An 18,163-nucleotide genomic window follows, 5' to 3' on the forward strand; every position below is an offset into this window, starting at 1 on the left:
CGGCGTATTGACTGGCGACGAGTCTATCGTATTTCGCGGCTCGCAAAAGCTGGCTTTCCGGCCGAGGTTCGCGGCGGCGGCCCATTTGCTATCCTTGGTGATCCTGCTCGCCCGGCCCCGCCGGTGCAAGGTTCCGACGCCCGCTTCATGCTCCATCTTTTCTATTCGAACCGTCACGAAACGCTGGCCGACGCGCTGCTCGAGGATCTGGCCGCGTTCCCGGCCCGCAACGGCCCGTGGGCGCCGCAACAGGTCATCGTGCCGAGCGCGGCGCTGCGCCGCCGCCTCGAGCTCGACATCGCCGCGCGCAATGGCGTGTGCGCGAACGTCGAGTTCACCTATCTCGCGCAGTGGCTGTGGGCGCAGATCGGCCGCGTGCTGACGGTGCCCGCGCGTTCGCCGTTCGCGCCCGACCGGCTCGTGTGGCGCTGCTACCGGCTGTTCGCGCAACCGGCAGGCGACGCGCCGTGGCTCGCGTCGCCGCGGCTGGCCGCGTACCTGTCGGCCTCCGACGACGCGATGCGCTACGAACTGGCCCATCGCGTCGCGGCCGTGCTCGATCACTACCTGACCTATCGCCCCGAATGGCTGGGCGCGTGGCAGGCCGGCGAATCGGTGCTCGCGGGCGACGGCGCGCCGCGCGGGATCAGCGACGCCGCGCGCGACGACGAACGCTGGCAGGCCGCGCTGTGGCGTGCGCTGCTGGCCGAGCTCAGCGACAGCGGTACGCCGCCGGCGCACCGTTTCCTCGTCGAGGCGCGCCATCTCGATGCCGATGCGGTCGCACGCGCCGACTGGCCCGAATCGGTCAGCGTGTTCGCGCTGCCGACGATGCCGCCGCTGCACGTCGCGCTGCTGCGCGAACTGTCGCGCTGGATCGACGTGCGCGTCTACGCGCTGAACCCGTGCCGCGAATTCTGGTTCGACATCGTGACCGCCGCGCACGCCGAGGCGCTCGATGCGGCCGGCCGGCGCGACTACCAGGAAGTCGGCCATCCGCTGCTCGCCGAATGGGGCAGGCAGACGCAGGCGCAATTGCACATGCTGCATGAGCTGACCGAAAGCGCCGCGTCGGGCGATGCGTCGCGTTTCGTCGAGAATCCCGCGCCCACCTGGCTCGCGCGCGTGCAGAACGCGATCCTCGACCTGCGGCCGGAAGCCGAAATCGGCGACACGCCGGTCGAGCGCGGAATCGAGGTGCATGTGTGCCACAGCCTCGCGCGCCAGCTCGAGGTGCTGCACGACCGGCTGCTCGCGTGGTTCGACGCCGATGCGAGCCTGCAGCCGTCCGACGTGCTCGTCGCGGTGGCCGATCTTGCCGCGGCCGGGCCGCTGATCGACGCGGTGTTCGGCACGGCCGGCGCCGGCGGCGCACGGGTGCCTTACCGGATCACCGGCCTGCCGCCGTCGCAGGCGAACCCGGTCGCGCGCGTGCTGCTCGACTGGCTCGCGTTGCCGGAGCGGCAGGTCGGCGCGCCGGAGCTGGTCGAATGGCTGCGCGTGGATGCGGTGGCCGCGCGCTACGACATCGACGCGGCCGCGCTCGAAACGGTGCAGACCTGGCTCGCGGCCGCCGGCGCGCGGCGCGGGCTGTCGCCGCTCGCCAGCGACGACGCGGCCGTGCCCGCGCCGCGCCATACGTTCTCCGATGCGCTCGCGCGGCTCTTTCTCGGCTATGCGATGCCCGAAGGCGCGGCGCCGATCGGTGCATGTCTGCCGATCGAGGCGGCCACCGGCAGCGAGGCCGAACTGCTCGGCCGGCTCGCACGCTTCACCGACGATCTCGACGGCTTCGCGCGGCGGCTCGCGGAGTCGCACACGCCGCGCGGCTGGAGCGAACTCTTTGCCGACACGCTCGCGCGCTTCTTCGATTCGGGCGCCGCGTATGCCGACGCGCTGGCCGGCGTGCGCGACGCGCTCGACGCGATGCTGGCCGCGATGACGGAGGGCGCGCCCGACGAGGCGTTGCCGGCGGCCGTCGTCCGCGCGGGGCTCGCGGTGGCGCTCGACGATCCGGCCCGCGGCGGCGTGCCGTGGGGCGGCGTCACGTTCTCGTCGCTGACGAGCTTGCGCGGGCTGCCGTATCGCGTCGTCTGCCTGCTCGGGATGGACGACGGCGTGCTGCCGAGCCTCGCGCGCGCGGACGAATTCGACCTGATGGCCGTGCTGCCGAAGCTGGGCGACCGGCAGCGCCGCGACGACGAGCGCAATCTGTTTCTCGATTTGCTGCTGGCCGCACGCGACCGGTTGCTGATCGCCTATACGGGCCGCAGCATCCGCGACAATGCGCCGTTGCCGCCCGCGGCGCTCGTCGACGAACTGCTCGATCATCTGGCGGACGTCACGGCCGGGCCCGGCGCCGCACCGGACGCGGTCGACGCCGCGCGCCGCGCGTTCATCGTCGAGCATCCGCTGCAGCCGTTCGCGGCCGCGTACTTCCAGCCCGGCAGCGGCCTCGTTTCGTACGACGCCGAGCGGGCGACGCTCGCGTCGCTGCTGGCTGCCGAAGCGTCGCGCGACGGGCCGCGCGAGCAGCCGTTCTTCGCGCAGCCGCTGCCGGCCGAGCCGGTCGAGCCCGTCGCGTTCAGCGAATTCGAACGCTTCTGGCGGCATCCGGCGCGTGCGCTGCTGCGCGGCCGGCTCGGCATCGTGCTGGCCGACGCGCAGGCCGAACTGCTCGATACCGAGCCGTTCGCGCTGGATTTTGCCGGCAGCGACGCGCTTGCCGAGCGCGTGCTGCCGCTCCTGATCGAAGCGGGCGACGGCAGCGTGCACGATCACGCGCTGCGCATCGCGGACGCGAGCCCCGAACTGCCCGGCGGCGCGACGGGCGCGGTGTGGCGCGACCAGGCGCTCGGTTCGATGACGCAGCTTGCGTCGAACGTGCGCCGTGCACTGGCCGACGGCATCGAGCGGCGGCCGTTCTCGCTCACCGTCGTGCCGAAGTGGCCCGACACCGAGCAGGCGCTGTTCGGCGCCGACGACGCGATACTGTCGGCCGACGCGGTGAGCGCGCCGCTCGAATTGCACGGCACGCTGAACCGGCTGACGCCGGCCGGGCAGGTCATCTACCGGTATGCGCGGCCTAGCGCGCGCGACTACCTGTCCGCGTGGCTCGCACATCTCGTCTACTGCGCGATCGAGCCCGCGGGGCCGCGCCGCACGCTATGGTTCGGCAGCGGCGGCGCGTTCGAGCTGACGCCCGTGGCGGCGCCGCTCGAACGGCTCGCGCCGCTGGCCGCGCTGTTTCGCGCGGGGCGACGCATGCCGCTGCGGTTTTTCCCGCGCAGTGCATGGGCGAGGGTGTCCGACGGCGAGGCGAAGGCCGCGACCGTGTGGATCAACGAGCGCGTCGTGAGCGAAGCCGACGATCCGGCCATCGCGATCGCGTGGCGCGGTGCGCATCCGTCGCTCGACGAGCCGTTCGGCACGCTCGCGCGGCTCGTGTTCGAACCGCTCGTCGAGCATCTGAAGGAGGTCGCATGAGTGCCGTGTCGCAGCAGGCGCTCGAACTCGACGTGTTCGCGTGCCCGCTCGATGGTGTCAACCAGATCGAGGCGTCGGCCGGCACCGGCAAGACCTGGAACATCTGCGCGCTGTACGTGCGCCTGCTGCTCGAAAAGGATCTCGGCGCGGACGAAATCCTCGTCGTGACCTTCACGAAAGCGGCGACGGCCGAGCTGCACGAGCGCATTCGCAGCCGGCTCGCGCAGCTTGCACACGCGCTCGACACGGGCGACGACGGCGGCGATCCGTTCATCGCGCGTCTGCTGGAGACCACGCTCGGCGAAGACGGGGCGCTCGATCCCGAGACGGCCGTGAAGCGGATCCGCCGCGCGTTGCGCGCGTTCGACCAGGCCGCGATCCATACGATCCACGCGTTCTGCCAGCGCGCACTGCAGGAAGCGCCGTTCGCGGCGGCGATGCCGTTCGCGTTCGACATGGAGGCCGACGATGCGTCGCTGCGCTTCGAACTCGCGGCGGATTTCTGGCGCACGCGCGTCGAACCGGCGGCCGCGCGCTGGCCGGGCTTCGCGACCTGGCTCGTCGAATCGGGCGCCGGCCCGGCCGCGCTCGATGCGCAGCTCGCACGCCGGCTGAAGAAGCCGCTCGCCGCGCTGCGCTGGGACGGCGTGACCGAGCCGGACGAATCGGCCGAAGCGGCGGCCGCCGAATGCTTCGCCGAGGCGGCGCGGATATGGGCGGCCGAGCGCGACGCGATCGATGCGTTGCTGCGCGCCGCGCAGCCCGCGCTCAATCAACGCTCGCACAAGCCCGACGCGGTCGCCGATGCGCTCGCCGCGTGGGCCGTGCATTTCGAGCAGGGCGACGCGACGGCCGCGCTGCCGAAAGCCGCGCTGAAGCTCACGCAAACCGCGCTGACGAAGGCGACGAAAAAAGGCGGTGCGACGCCCGCACACGCGTTCTTCGACGTGGCCGACGCGCTCGAGGCGGCCGTGGCCGCCGCCGAGGCCGCGCAGCGCGCGCGCTGGCTCGCGCTGATCGCCGAATGGCTCGACATGGCGCCGGGCGAGCTGGCCGAGCGCAAGCGCACGCGGCGTGTCGTGTCGTTCGACGATTTGCTCGCGAACCTGTATCACGCGCTGCACGCGCATGCGTGGCTCGCCGAGACGCTGCGCGCACGTTATCCGGCCGCGTTGATCGACGAGTTCCAGGATACCGATCCGCTGCAGTTCGCGATCTTCGACCGGATCTTCGCACCGGGCGGCCCGCTGTTCCTCGTCGGCGATCCGAAACAGGCGATCTACAGTTTCCGCGCGGCCGATCTGCACACCTATCTCGCGGCGCGGGCACGGGCGAGCGCGTGCTACACGCTCGCGGTCAACCAGCGCTCGACGCCCGCGATCGTCGACGCATGCAACCGTTTCTTCATGTCGAATCCGCGCGCGTTCGTGCTCGACGGGCTCGACTATTACGCGGTGCGCGCCGGCACACGCGTGCGTGCGCCGTTCGTCGACGAAACCGATCCGGGTCCGGCCGGCGATTTCCGCGTGTGGGCGCTGCCGGGCGGCGAGGGCACGCTGCTCAAGCGCGATGCGCAAGCGCAGGCTGCGCAAGCCTGCGCGGCCGAGATCGCGCGGCTGATGCGCGGCGCGCGTGACGGGCGCGTGCGGCTGGGCGACACGCCGTTGTCGCCGGGCGACATCGCGGTGCTCGTGCAGACGCACCGGCAGGGCAGCCTCGTGAAGCGCGTGCTCGCGACGTGGGGCATCGGCAGCGTCGAGCTGGCGCAGGCGTCGGTGTTCTCGACCGGCGACGCCGAGCAGCTCGAGCGCGTGCTGGCGGCGATCGATGCGCCGGGCGACCTGAGGCGTCTGCGCGCGGCGCTCGCGTCCGACTGGTTCGGGCTCGATGCCGGCGCGCTGTGGCGCATGGAGCAGGGTGACGGCGATGCGCCATCCAGCGCGTCGGCGGCCGACAGCGCCGACGCGATGAGCTGGGTCGAACGCTTCTCGCGGTATCGGCTGCTGTGGCGCGAACGCGGCTTCGCGGTGATGTGGCGCACGTTCACGCGCGAGCTGCGGATCGCCGAACGGCTGATGGCCGGTGCCGACGGCGAGCGACGCGTGACCGACGTCAACCATCTGGCCGAGTTGACGCAGGCGCGTGCATCCGCGCAGCCGGGCATCGCGCCCACGCTGCGCTGGCTCGCCGCGCAACGGCTCGATGGCGGTGGCGAGGAAGCGCAACTGCGGCTCGAATCCGATCGCAACCTCGTGCAGATCGTCACGGTGCACAAGTCGAAGGGGCTCGAATACGCGGTCGTGTTCTGCCCGTTCCTGAACGACGGCGGGCTGCGCGAGCCGCCGTCGTCCGCGCTGCCCGATGCGCGCGAGTATCACGACGACGCGGGCGATGCGGTGCTGCATTACGGATGCGACGACGAAGCGGCCGCGCACGCGGCGCGGCAGGCGCTGCGCGAGCAGGCCGCGGAGCGCGCGCGGCTGGTCTACGTGGCGCTCACGCGCGCGGTCTATCGCTGCTATGTCGTGGCCGGGCCCTACCTGTCATCGCGCTCGACGCGCGAAGCGCGGCGTAGCGTGCTCAACTGGCTTGTCGCGGGCGCCGGCCATGCGTTCGATGCGTGGCTCGACGAGCCGCCCGACGAAGCTGCGCTCGATGCGGCGTGGCGCGCGCTTGCGGGCGGCCCCGTGAGCGTCGCGCCGCTGCCGGTGCCTGCGCGCCGCGAGCGTCTCGCGGCCGGGCACGACGCGTCGCAGACGCTCGCGGCGCGCCATGCGACGCGCGTGCTGCGCGATGCTTGGCGAATGGCGAGCTTCAGCTCGCTGACCGCGTCGATGGCGCGCGAAGAGGCGGGGGTCGCGGCCGTGCCCGACGACGAACTGCGGCCCGATCACGATGCGCTGGCCGCGGTGACGCCGGACGGTGAACCGATGCCGGCCGATACGGTCGCGGCCGACCCGCCGGACGACGACATCCTCGCGTTCCCGCGCGGCGCGGCGGCCGGCGAATGTCTGCACCGCCTGTTCGAGCTCAGCCGGTTCACGGAGCCCGAATCGTGGCACAAGGCCGCGCTCGGCGCGCTGCATGACCGGCCGGTGGAGGCCGAGCCGGCGCTTGCGACGCGTCTGCCGGCGATGATGGCGCGGCTTGTCGACGACGTCGTGCACACCGAACTCGTGCCGGGCATGCGGCTCGCCGATCTCGATCCGGCGAAGCGGCTCGACGAAATGGGCTTCCTGTTCCCGGCGCCGTCGCTCGACCTGCTGGCGCTGCGCCGGCTGCTGGTCGCGCACGGCTATCCGGACGTTGCACTGGAGGCGGGTACGCTCGCCGGTTTCATCAAGGGTTTCATCGACATGATCGTCGAACACGACGGCCGTTTCTGGATCGTCGACTGGAAGTCGAACCACCTCGGCACGACGCCGGATGCCTATGGCCCGCGCTCGCTCGACGTCGCGATGGCCGATCACGCGTATCACCTTCAGGCGCTGCTCTATACGGTCGCGCTGCATCGTTACCTGCGCGGCCGGCTGCCCGATTACGACTACGACACGCACATCGCGGGCTACCTGTACCTGTTCGTGCGCGGCGTGCGGCCCGGCTGGCGCAGCGGCGGCGAGCCGGCCGGCGTGCATGCGCGGCGGCCCGCCCGCGCGCTCGTCGACGCGCTCGACCGGATGATGGAAGGGGGGCGCGCATGACCGCGTCCGACGACATGCTCGAATTCACCGGCGGTCTCGTCGCGCGGCTGCCCGAGCCGGCCGACTTCGGCATCGCGCTCGCGGAAGGCTTCGCGCGCCGCATTGGCGACCTCGCGCGGCGTGCCGGTGCGCCGTCCGCGTCGGCGCGCTGGGCGGCGCGCGCCGCGTTCGCGACGAGCCGCGCGACCGCCGGTGGGCACGTGTGCGTCGCGCTCGCCGCGCTCGCGCAGCGTTACGAAGCGCCGCTCGACGAAGTCCGCGCCGCGCTCGCCGCGAGCGGCGTGGTCGCGTTCGGCACGCTCGCACGCGGCGACGAGCGGCCGCTGATCGTCGATCGGCTCGATCACCTGTACCTGTCGCGCTATTTCGATTACGAACGGCGGCTCGCCGATGCGCTCGTCGCGCAGGCCGGCGTCGCCGGGCCGGATGAAGGCCTGTCGCCCGAGCGCTTGCGCGACAGTCTCGCCCGTTACTTCGGGCCGGCTACCGGCGAAGTCGACTGGCAGCGCGTCGCGGCGATCGTCGCGCTGACGGGCCGCGTGACGATCGTCAGCGGCGGGCCGGGCACGGGCAAGACGACGACCGTCGTCGGCGTGCTGGCCTGTCTGCTCGACGCGCACCCGGGGCTGCGCATCGCGCTGGCCGCACCGACCGGCAAGGCCGCGCAGCGGATGCAGGAGGCGCTGCACGCGCGCGCCGGCGATCTGCCGCCCGAGCTCGCGGCGCGCCTGCCCGACACGTCGTACACGCTGCATCGGCTGCTGGGCGGTGGCGGGGCGGCCGGCTTCCGGCATCATCGCGACAATCCGCTGCCGTACGACCTGATCGTCGTCGACGAGGCGTCGATGATCGACGTCGCGCTCGCCGCGCATCTGCTCGACGCGCTTGCGCCGGGTGCGCGGCTCGTGTTGCTCGGCGACAAGGATCAACTGGCCGCGGTCGAGGCCGGCGCCGTGTTCGCGGAGCTGAGCGCGCGGCCGGCGTTCACCGTCGCGGCGCGCACGCGCATCGCGCAGGCGCTGGGCGTCGACGAGGCGGCATTCGTCGCGGCGTTGCCGGTGCCGGACGAAGCTGCGCCGCCGGCAGCGGTTCCAGCCGGGCCTCCGGTTCCTGCGTCCGCAGGTGCTCCGGCGTCGCCATCGGCGTCTGCTCACGTTTCGCGCAAATCGTCGCGTCGGTCGAAAGTCGATGCGCGACAGGCGTCGCTCTTCGACGACGAACCGCAGGATGACGAAGTGTCGCCGGCCGACATCGACATCGCGCCGCCACAGCCCACGGAGTCCGCACTGGCCGATGATGCTGGCGCACCAGACGGCAATGCGCCCGCCTGGATCGAGGCCGACGAACTCGCATGGCTCGACACCGTCGAGCTGCCGCCGTTCGATGCAGGCGACGCGGCGCTTGCATCGGCGACGGCGGCCGCATCGCCATTGACCGGCGAAGCCGTCGCCGCGTTCGCCGGCACGCCCGCTCCGGCGCCGCTCGCGGACTGCGTCGTGTGGCTCGAACGCAATTACCGCTTCGGTCTCGATTCGCCGATCGGGCGGCTGTCGCTCGCGATCCGTCGCGGCGACGTGCAGGCGGCACTCGATGCGCTGCCCGCCGACGAGTCGGCCGCCGCGTCGTTTCACGAGGATGCGGGCGACACGCTGGCGTCGTCGACGGTCGAGCGGCTCGCACGGCGCTTCGGCGCCTACCTCGACGCGTTGCGCGCCGCGCTGGCCGCGCCGGTGCCCGATCCGCTGCCGCTGTTCGACGCGCTCAACCGGTTCCGGATCCTGTGCGCGACCCGCAGCGGTTCGCGCGGCGCGGAACACGTCAACGCGCTGGTGGCCGCGCACGTGCGGCATGCGGCGCGCGTGCCGCTCGCGGTCGGCGCGCACTGGTTCACCGGGCGGCCGATCATGGTCACGCGCAACGACTATGCGCTGGGGCTGTTCAACGGCGACATCGGCATTGCGCTGCCCGACGCGCACGGCGTGCTGCGCGTGTGGTTCCGGCGCGCGGACGGCACCGCGCGCGCGGTGTCGCCGGCCGCGCTGCCGCCGCACGAAACGGCGTTCGCGCTGACGGTGCACAAGTCGCAGGGCTCGGAATTCGACGAAGCGGCGCTCGTGCTGCCCGCATCGTTCGGTCGGGTGCTGACGCGCGAGCTTGTTTATACAGCCGTCACGCGCGCGCGCACGCGCGTGCAGGTGATCGGGCCGCGGCGTGTGCTGGCGCAGGCGGTCGCGACGCGCACGCAGCGCGATTCGGGGCTCGCGGCCCGCGTCGACGAGGCGCTTGCGCGGCGCCGCATGGAGGCTTCGCGATGATGATCCGTTACACGCTCGATCCGGCCGAGGTCGAATGGACGGCCGTGCGCGCGCAGGGCGCGGGCGGGCAGAACGTGAACAAGGTGTCGAGCGCGATTCATCTGCGCTTCGACATCCGCGCGTCGTCGCTGCCGCCGGTCCTCAAGGAGCGGCTTCTCGCGCTGTCCGACCAGCGCATCACGCGCGAAGGCATCGTCGTGATCAAGTCGCAGGAATATCGGACGCAGGAGAAGAATCGCGAGGCCGCGCTCGCGCGGCTCGATGCGCTGATCGGCAGCGTCGCGTACACGCCGCGCGCCCGGGTCGCGACGCGGCCGACGCGCGCGTCGAAGGAGCGGCGGCTCGAGCACAAGTCGCGCCGCAGCGTGGTGAAGTCGGGGCGCGGGAAGGTGGTCGACTGACGAACGAAGGGTCGGTGCCTGTCGCAGGCGAGCGAACGTCCGCCGTGCGCGCCGGCTACCGCATCACGGTTCCCGCGCTGTCGAGCACGAAGTCGACGCAGAATACGACGAGCCGGCTCTGCGCGCGGATCGCGACGGCGGCCGTATAGCAGTCGCGGCCTTCCGTCAGCGAGAAGTGCGGACCCATCAGCGCGACGCGGCCGGGGGCGGCGATCGCGCGCTGGAAATACGGGCGGCGCGACCAGTTGCTGTGGGTCTCGGGGAATAGCGGGGCGAGACGGGTGGCGCTCGCCTGGCTGTCGTCGGGCGGTGCGCCGATCGACGGCAGGAACTGTTCGCCGGTCTCGTCCGTGACGAACACGCGACGCGCGGCCGGCACCGTGAATACGCGTTGCGCGGCGTCCTGCAGGTTGCCGCTCGCCGAAAACGCGGCCGCGCCGCCGAGCACGAGCCGTTCGATCGCGTCGAAGCCCGGCTGCTCGGCGGCCACCGGCGTGTGCCGGCGGGCGATGAAGCGCCGCCATGCGGCGTCGAGCATCGCGGGCGCCGCCGCGCTCGCGTGCGCGATCGATGCGTCGGGCTGGCCGAACTGGAAACCCTGCACGAAATCGATGTCGGCTTCCATCAGCGCCTGCAGCGCGTCGTCGCTTTCGACGCCTTCGGCCAGCACCATCGCGCCGGCCTGGTGGAGCATCGACACGAGGTGATGCATGATGCGGCGATCGTCGGCCGAGCCGGTCGAACGCTCGACGAGCGAGCGGTCGAGCTTCACGATGTCGGGCCGCGCCCGCCACACGCGGTCGAAGTTCGAGAAGCCGGTGCCGAAATCGTCGATCGCGATCAGGAAATCGCGATGCTGGATCATGTCGATCGTGCGGGCGAGCGCGGCTTCGTCGCGCGCCGGCTGTTCGATCACTTCCAGCACGATGCGGTTTGGCGGCAGTGCGAAATGCCGGCACAGCGCCTCGACGAACTCGCGCTGCACGAGGCCCGTGTCGAGCACGCGCGGCGTCACGTTCAGGAACAGCCAGCCGTCGCCGATGCCTTGCGTGACGAAGTTGGCGGTGTGCAGGCAGCGCGCGAGCCGGTCGAGCAGCAGTGCGTCGGCGTCGCCGCGCGTCTTGTCGAACAGGGCGGTGGGCGACACCAGCGCACCGTTCGCATCGACGACGCGCAGCAGCGCCTCGTAGCCGACGACGCGCTTGTGCGTGATCGACAGCACGGGCTGGAACACGCTGCGCAATGTCGTGGTGCGATAGGTGGCGAGCCAGCCGTGGGGTGTCGGCGTGAGGCGTTCGAGCAGGGCGTCGAGCGACAGGTCGCGAGCGGGCTTCATGTCAACGGTGCCCGGAAGCGGGCGGCGGGGCGCCGACGCCCCGCCACGCCGATGCAGCCGCATGCGCAGGCGGACGCGAAAGAACGTAGGGCATCGAAACGCCTTCTGCGGATGAGTTTTCCGAGTGTAACGGGATTGCCGCGGCGCGCGTATCAGGGTAACTCCAGACGCAAACGGTACACCGCGATTCCGCCCGTACGCAGCGGCGCGGCGACTGGCGCCGCGTGCATGCGTCCGGTGCATGACCGTCGCGAAACGAAGCGCGTGACGGCGACAGATGACGATCCCGCGGCAGCGCGGCGGTACGACCGTGCGTTGCTGCCGCCCGATGCGCGGCCCGATACGGGACATTCCGGTGGCCGGCTGCCGCCGTCAGACGAATGGGACGAATGCCCGCGTGCCGCGGTGCGATCGGGGGCGGGCCGGTCAACCCGCGTCGCGTCGTCACCGGCATCGCCGCGCGGCGGCCACGGGCCACGGGCCACGGGCCACGGGCCACGGGCGACCGGCGGCGGTTCGTGCGCGCCCGGCGCGCCGATCGTCAGGTCGCCTCGCCGCCGCGCGGTCGGACGCCGGGAATCCGCTTGATCACGCCGGTTGCGAGCGCGGTGCCGACGAGCACGATCACGCAGCCTTCGATCATCACGGCCGACACGTGTTCGCGGAGGAACAGCGCGCCCCACAGCAGCCCGAACACGGGGATCACGAACGTGACGGTGATCGCGCGGGCGGGCCCGACATGCGCGATCAGGTAGAAGAAGATGAAATACGCGATGCCGGTGCACGCGACGCCGAGCGCGAGCACCGCGCCCCAGGCGTGCACGCCGACCGGCGCGGCCGGCCACGTCGCGATCGCGAACGGCACCAGCAGCACGGTCGAGCCGATCATGCTGCCGGCCGCGTTGACGAGCGGATCGACGCCGCTGAGCTTGCGTTTCGTATAGTTGGCCGCGATGCCGTACAGCAGCGTCGCGCCGAGTGCGGCCGCCGCGGCGAGCGCGGTCGCGCCGGCGCCCGTGTCGCCGTGCGCGTTCGCGACCTGGTCCCACACGAGCGTGAGCACGCCGGCAAACCCGATGACGAGGCCGAGTGCGCGCGGCAGCGACAGCTTGTCCTTCAGCCACAGGTAAGCGACGAGCGCGCCCCACAGCGGCGTCGTCGCGTTGATCACGGACGTCACGCCGGCCGACAGCGTCAGCTCGGCGAACGCGAACAGGCAGAACGGGATGCCCGAATTCAGCGCGCCGACGACGAACAGTGGCCACGCATGACGGCGCAGCCGGGCGCCGAGATCGGCGGGTTTGAAGCGCGTCAGCGCGAAGCCCGCGAGAAACAGCGCGCCGATGCCCACGCGCAGCGCCATCAGCGGCGCGACCCCGAAATCGACGACGCCGACTCGGATGAACAGGAAGGATGCGCCCCACAGGGCGGCGAGCACGGTCAGCAGGAAAGCGTTCTTGGGTGACATCGATCGGCGAGGGCGGGGACGGGATGCGAGGAATCTTACACCGCGTTACCGCCCCGTCGTTTCATGATCGGATGAAACGACAAGAAACGGGAATTCCGCCGGTTTACCGCCGGGCGGCGGACGCCGAGCGCGTGCGGCGCGGCCGGGCAGAATCAGTGATGACGCCAGCCGCCGCGTCCGCCGAAGCCGAAATTGAGCGACAGCGCCGGGCCCCAATAACCGCCCCACGCGGGCGGATACGCAGGCGCCGGATAGTAGTACGCGGGAGCGGGATCGACATACACGGGCGCGGGCTGCACCGGCACCGGCGCCGCCGTGTAATAGCCCGTCGGGATATAGCCGTACGGGTAGTAGCAGCCCGCAAGCGTCGTGCAGGCAAGCGCCGCGGCGACGAAGGTCCTGTTCATGATGTGTCTCCGGCGGAGCCGGCTATCGGCAGATGCTTGTAGCTTAGGCCGAGTACCGATGACACGGCATGAAAAACGGTAACCGATCATTTCCGGGCGGAGCGGCCGCGCCGGTTGCGGCAGGACATACGAAAACGGCGCTTCCACACCGCGGAAACGCCGTTGGACCGCCCGGCCCTCGGCTGGGCGACGATGCCCAACCGGCCGGTGTCGGCGGGCTTACTTGCCGACCTGGTTACCGATGATGCCGCCGGCCGCCGCGCCGCCCAGCGTCGACAGCGCATTGCCGCCGATCGCCGCGCCGGCCACGCCGCCGACACCCGCTCCGATTGCCGTATCGCGCTGGCGTCGCGACATCGAATCGCAGGCCGACAGGCTGGCCACTGTCGCGACGAGGAGCGCGCATACCCCAAAACGCCGAATCGAATTCATGATCGTTGTCCTTGTGGTAGTGAACGGAAGGCGCACGACCGGCTGGCGGCCGTGCATGTCCCCAATCTACGCGCCGTCCCGCGCTGCTGCTGTAAGGACTTGTTAAGGCTCGCGCGGTTTCGTAATCAATTGTTTCGCATCGGCCGGCAGGCACACGGCATGCGCAAAAAAGCCCGCTCGAAAGCGGGCTTCGCACATCGCGATACGAGCCGGCGCGGCCCGCGGCGCGCGCTTACTGACGATGGTAGATCTCGGCGCCCGTCCTCACGAACTCGACCGCCTTGACCTCCATCCCTTTCTTCAGCGCCTCGGTTTCCGACACGCCTTGCTGCGCCGCGAACTCGCGCACGTCCTGCGTGATCTTCATCGAGCAGAAATGCGGGCCGCACATCGAGCAGAAGTGCGCCACCTTCGCCGAATCCTTCGGCAGCGTCTCGTCGTGGAATTCGCGCGCCTTGTCCGGGTCGAGACCGATATTGAACTGGTCCTCCCAGCGGAACTCGAAGCGCGCCTTCGACAGCGCGTTGTCGCGCACCTGCGCGCCCGGGTGGCCCTTGGCCAGATCGGCCGCGTGCGCGGCGAGCTTGTACGTGATGATCCCTTCCTTCACGTCGTCCTTGTTCGGCAGGCCGAGGTGTTCCTTCGGCGTCACGTAGCACAGCATCGCGGTGCCGAACCAGCCGATCATCGCGGCGCCGATGCCCGACGTGATGTGGTCGTAACCCGGCGCGATGTCGGTGGTCAGCGGGCCGAGCGTATAGAACGGCGCTTCCTTGCACCAGTCGAGCTGGAGATCCATGTTCTCCTTGATCAACTGCATCGGCACGTGGCCGGGGCCTTCGATCATCAACTGCACGTCGTGCTTCCACGCGATCTGCGTGAGTTCGCCGAGCGTCTTCAGTTCGCCGAGCTGCGCTTCGTCGTTCGCGTCGTAGATCGAGCCGGGACGCAGGCCGTCGCCGAGCGAGAAGCTCACGTCGTACGCCTTCATGATCTCGCAGATCTCTTCGAAGTGCTCGTACAGGAAGCTTTCCTTGTGATGCGCGAGGCACCACTTCGCCATGATCGAGCCGCCGCGCGACACGATGCCCGTCATCCGGTTCGCGGTGAGCGGCACGTACTGCAGGCGCACGCCCGCGTGGATCGTGAAATAGTCGACGCCTTGTTCGGCCTGTTCGATCAGCGTGTCGCGGAAGATTTCCCAGGTCAGGTCCTCGGCCTTGCCGTTGACCTTTTCGAGCGCCTGGTAGATCGGCACCGTGCCGATCGGCACCGGGCTGTTGCGGATGATCCACTCGCGCGTTTCATGGATGTGCTTGCCGGTCGACAGGTCCATCACCGTGTCGCCGCCCCAGCGGATCGCCCACGTCATCTTGTCGACTTCCTCGCCGATCGACGACGTGACGGCCGAGTTGCCGATGTTCGCGTTGATCTTCACGAGGAAGTTGCGGCCGATGATCATCGGCTCGGATTCCGGGTGGTTGATGTTGGCGGGGATGATCGCACGGCCGCGCGCGACTTCGTCGCGCACGAATTCCGGCGTGATCTCGGCCAGCGCATTCGCGCCGAAGGCCGCGGCGCCGAACGCCTGGCCCGGGTGCTGGCGGCCCATCATCGCGGCGAGCTTCGCGCCGTTCGGGCCGCTCGACTTCAGGCTCTCGATGTATTCGGCGCGGCGCTGGTTCTCGCGGATCGCGATGTATTCCATTTCCGGCGTGATGATGCCCTGACGCGCGTAGTGCATCTGCGTGACGTTCTTGCCGGGCTGCGCGCGGCGCGGGTTGCGGTGCAGGCCCGGGAAGCGCAGGTCGGCCGTGGCCGGGTCGGCCGCGCGCTCGAGGCCGTACTGGCTCGACAGGCCGGGGAGCACCTCGGTGTCGCCGCGCGCTTCGATCCAGCGCTGGCGCAGTGCGGGCAGGCCCGCGCGGATGTCGATCTTCGCGTCCGGATCGGTGTAGGGGCCCGACGTGTCGTACACGTAGATCGGCGGATTCTTCTCGCCGCCGAAGCCGGTCGGGGTGTCGGCCTGCGTGATCTCGCGCATCGGCACGCGGATGTCGGGCTGCGAGCCGGTTACATAAACCTTTCGCGAATTGGGCAGCGGCGCGACGGCGGCGGCGTCGACATGGGCGTCGGCAGACAGAAACTTCGGATTGGCGTTCATGCAATCTCCTGTGCGGGCGCCGGACAGGCGCGTCGGCGCTTGCCCGGAGCCCTTGACGAATGTGGGGCTCGAGCTAAGCAGGAGACGAGGCTTGGTGAGGCGGCGGATTTCGTCAGAAGGATGGCGGCGAAATCCGTACGCTTCCCTGCGCTGGCATTATCCAGATCAGGTTCAAAGGGTATTTCTCACCCGCAATGCCGGTTGTTTGACCGAACGCATTGCAGGACCCCCGCGTTAGCAAGGGCACACGATACACCGGCTTGGCGGTGGTTTCAACCGGGTGCGAAGCCGACGTCGGCGGGCAGCGGGGGGCGCGGACGCCGACGCGCATTGCGGTGCGCCGCAGCAGGCGCTGCCGTCTGCCCGCCGTGTCGCCCGGGACAGAAGGGGCGGGCGGTGCAGCATTTCCGTCCGTTGTTTCCTGCTTCGAAAAAAATTTTCGACATCGCTGTCATTTCCTGCGGCGTCCTCCGTCTATTCGGCTCCCAAACCCATGTATCGGAGAGATGTCATGAAAAACGTATTCCTTGCCGCCTGTGTCGCCGCACTCGCCACGATCGCAACGGGCGCCCATGCGCAGAACGATGCGATGTCGAAGGACGGCATGTCGATGTCGAAAGACGCGATGGGCCACGACGCGATGAAGAAGGGCGACGCGATGAAGAAGGACGCCATGAGCCCGTCGAACTGACGAATGCGTGCGGGGCGCGGCCGGCCGGTCATCGGCGCGCGTCGCGTCCCGTCGCACCATTGCGGGAGTCATCATCATGCAAACGGTTCCTGTCACGGATCGCACGAGCGCGCCGCCGCCCGCACCGACGATCCATCCGCGGTGGGTGCGCGCGAGCCACTGGCTCAACGCGCTCGCGGCGATCCTGATGGCGCTGTCCGGCTGGCGCATCTACGACGCGTCGCCGATCTATCCGTCGTTCACGTTCGCGCACGGCATCACGCTCGGCGGCTGGCTCGGCGGCGCGCTGCAATGGCATTTCGCGGCGATGTGGCTGCTGGTCGGCAACGGGCTGTTCTATCTCGCGATGTCGATCGCGACGGGGCGCTTCGCACGCAAGCTGCTGCCCGTGACGCCCGCGTCGGTGTGGCGCGACGTGCGCGCCGCGCTCGGCGGGCGGCTGTCGCACGACGACCTGAGCGTCTACAACGCGGTGCAGCGTGCCGCGTACCTGACCGCGATCGTCGATCTCGTCGTCCTGGTGCTGTCGGGGCTCACGATCTGGAAATCGGTGCAATTTCCGCTGCTGCGCGAGCTGTTCGGCGGTTACGACAACGCGCGCATCGTGCACTTCTGGGCGATGGCGCTGCTGGTCGCATTCGTTGCCGTCCACGTCGCGATGGCGTTGCTGGTGCCGCGCTCGCTGCTCGCGATGCTGCGCGGCCGCTGACCCGCTTCGCGGGCGAAGGAAATCATCATGTCGGAATCCGAAAAAACCCGCGGCGAGCCGCGCTGGACGCTCGACCGGAAATCGCTCGAACTCGACGTGCGCCGCGAACTCGAGATGCCGTCGCGACGGCTGTTCAACCGGCGCGTGCTGACGCTCGGCGGCCTCGCGATGCTGACCGGCTGCACGCTGCAGGACGACGCATCGGTCAACACGTTCCTCGAGAAAGTGTCGCGCATGAACGATCGCGTGCAGGCGTGGCTGTTCAACCCGAACCAGCTCGCGCCGACCTATACCGAAGCCGACATCACGCGGCCGTTTCCGTTCAACGCATATTACGGGATCGACGAAGTACGGCACGTCGACGAGTCGACCTACCGCCTCGTGCTGTCCGGCCGTGTAACGGGCAAGCGCGTGTGGACGCTCGACGAGCTTCGCGCGCTGCCGCACGCCGAGCAGATTACGCGACACATCTGCGTGGAAGGGTGGAGCGCGATCGGCCGCTGGGGCGGCACGCCGTTCGGCGCATTCCTCGCGCGCGCCGGCGCGGACACGCGGGCGAAATACGTCGGCTTCAAGTGCGCCGACGACTACTACGAAAGCATCGACATGCCGACCGCGCTGCATCCGCAGACGCTGCTCGCATTCGAGTACGACGGTCACCCACTGCCGCCCGAGTACGGTTTCCCGATGAAGCTGCGGATGCCGACCAAGCTCGGCTACAAGAACCCGAAGCACATCATGGAAATCTTCGTGACCGACACGTTCCCCGGCGGCTACTGGGTCGATCAGGGCTACAACTGGTTCGGCGGATCGTAGGCGTCGCGCACGCGGGCCGCTTGCTCGCCAGGACGACCGGTCGGCGTTACCGGGCAGGCATCGAGAATCGGCGATTCAAGGCGGGCGCCGATGATGCCTGCCGTGCGGCCGCTCTACGCTCGTGACAGCTCACGCGATTGCCGTGGCTTTGCGCGGGAATACCGAAACGAGGTTCGTACATATTTACGAATTTCGTACATGTCTCATTGTCCGCGAAGTGCCTTGAATCTAGCATTG

General features: G+C 70.0%; 11 protein-coding genes, 1 pseudogene and 1 riboswitch. Of the genes and pseudogenes, 7 read left to right on the forward strand and 5 right to left on the reverse strand.

All coding sequences use genetic code 11. The annotated features are described in order from the left end of the window. Positions 1-147: 147 nt before the first annotated feature. Genes recC through arfB form a run of 4 tightly spaced genes read left to right on the forward strand, consistent with a single transcriptional unit; the run spans position 148 to position 9,903 of the window. Positions 148-3,486 (forward strand): exodeoxyribonuclease V subunit gamma, encoded by a 3,339-nt coding sequence (recC, locus tag CFB81_RS05695; protein ID WP_089434774.1) that lies wholly within the window; start codon positions 148-150, stop codon positions 3,484-3,486. Then, the gene (gene recB, locus CFB81_RS05700; protein WP_089434775.1) at positions 3,483-7,187 is read left to right on the forward strand and encodes an exodeoxyribonuclease V subunit beta; all 3,705 of its coding nucleotides are present in this window, start codon (positions 3,483-3,485) and stop codon (positions 7,185-7,187) included. The genes recC and recB overlap by 4 nt, the downstream gene beginning before the upstream one ends. Continuing rightward, on the forward strand, positions 7,184-9,502 hold the full coding sequence (locus tag CFB81_RS05705; RefSeq protein ID WP_089434776.1) for an AAA family ATPase: 2,319 nt from the start codon (positions 7,184-7,186) through the stop codon (positions 9,500-9,502). Before recB ends, CFB81_RS05705 begins: the two co-directional genes overlap by 4 nt. Next, a complete protein-coding gene (arfB, locus tag CFB81_RS05710; protein WP_069617051.1) occupies positions 9,499-9,903 on the forward strand; it encodes an alternative ribosome rescue aminoacyl-tRNA hydrolase ArfB in 405 nt (134 codons plus the stop codon). Before CFB81_RS05705 ends, arfB begins: the two co-directional genes overlap by 4 nt. Before the next feature lie 55 nt (positions 9,904-9,958). Here the strand turns inward: arfB and CFB81_RS05715 are convergent, their stop codons facing one another. The 5 genes from CFB81_RS05715 to thiC all read right to left on the reverse strand — a co-directional run bounded on the left by CFB81_RS05715 (position 9,959) and on the right by thiC (position 15,710). Further along, complete coding sequence (locus tag CFB81_RS05715) at positions 9,959-11,239, reverse strand: EAL domain-containing protein (protein WP_089434777.1); 1,281 nt, start codon at positions 11,237-11,239, stop codon at positions 9,959-9,961. 541 nt (positions 11,240-11,780) lie between these two features. Then, positions 11,781-12,707: a DMT family transporter gene (locus CFB81_RS05725; protein ID WP_089434778.1), complete on the reverse strand. Its 927-nt coding sequence runs from the start codon at positions 12,705-12,707 to the stop codon at positions 11,781-11,783. Positions 12,708-12,859: 152 nt separating this feature from the next. Further along, positions 12,860-13,114, reverse strand: a complete 255-nt coding sequence (locus CFB81_RS05730) for a hypothetical protein (protein WP_089434779.1) — start codon at positions 13,112-13,114, stop codon at positions 12,860-12,862. Between the two features lie 219 nt (positions 13,115-13,333). Next, entirely contained in the window at positions 13,334-13,546 is a 213-nt protein-coding gene (locus CFB81_RS05735) for a glycine zipper 2TM domain-containing protein (RefSeq protein WP_011545020.1), read from the reverse strand. Between the two features lie 232 nt (positions 13,547-13,778). Beyond that, positions 13,779-15,710 carry a phosphomethylpyrimidine synthase ThiC gene (gene thiC, locus CFB81_RS05740; protein ID WP_089434780.1) on the reverse strand — a complete coding sequence of 644 codons (1,932 nt, stop codon included), beginning with the start codon at positions 15,708-15,710 and terminating at the stop codon, positions 13,779-13,781. 124 nt (positions 15,711-15,834) lie between these two features. Next, positions 15,835-15,951: riboswitch (TPP riboswitch) on the reverse strand. Positions 15,952-16,221: 270 nt separating this feature from the next. On the opposite strand from thiC, the pseudogene CFB81_RS05745 reads away from it, so the two are divergent. The 3 genes and pseudogenes from CFB81_RS05745 to CFB81_RS05755 form a co-directional block, all read left to right on the forward strand. Next, a pseudogene (locus tag CFB81_RS05745) lies at positions 16,222-16,386 on the forward strand (pentapeptide MXKDX repeat protein); the annotation flags it as partial. A 91-nt stretch (positions 16,387-16,477) separates the two neighbouring features. After that, complete coding sequence (locus tag CFB81_RS05750) at positions 16,478-17,110, forward strand: cytochrome b/b6 domain-containing protein (protein ID WP_069617056.1); 633 nt, start codon at positions 16,478-16,480, stop codon at positions 17,108-17,110. 27 nt (positions 17,111-17,137) lie between these two features. After that, positions 17,138-17,926, forward strand: a complete 789-nt coding sequence (locus tag CFB81_RS05755) for a molybdopterin-dependent oxidoreductase (protein ID WP_089434782.1) — start codon at positions 17,138-17,140, stop codon at positions 17,924-17,926. Positions 17,927-18,163 lie beyond the last annotated feature (237 nt).

It is taken from the genome of Burkholderia sp. AU28863 (genome assembly GCF_002223195.1).
Taxonomy (GTDB): Bacteria; Pseudomonadota; Gammaproteobacteria; order Burkholderiales; family Burkholderiaceae; genus Burkholderia; species Burkholderia sola.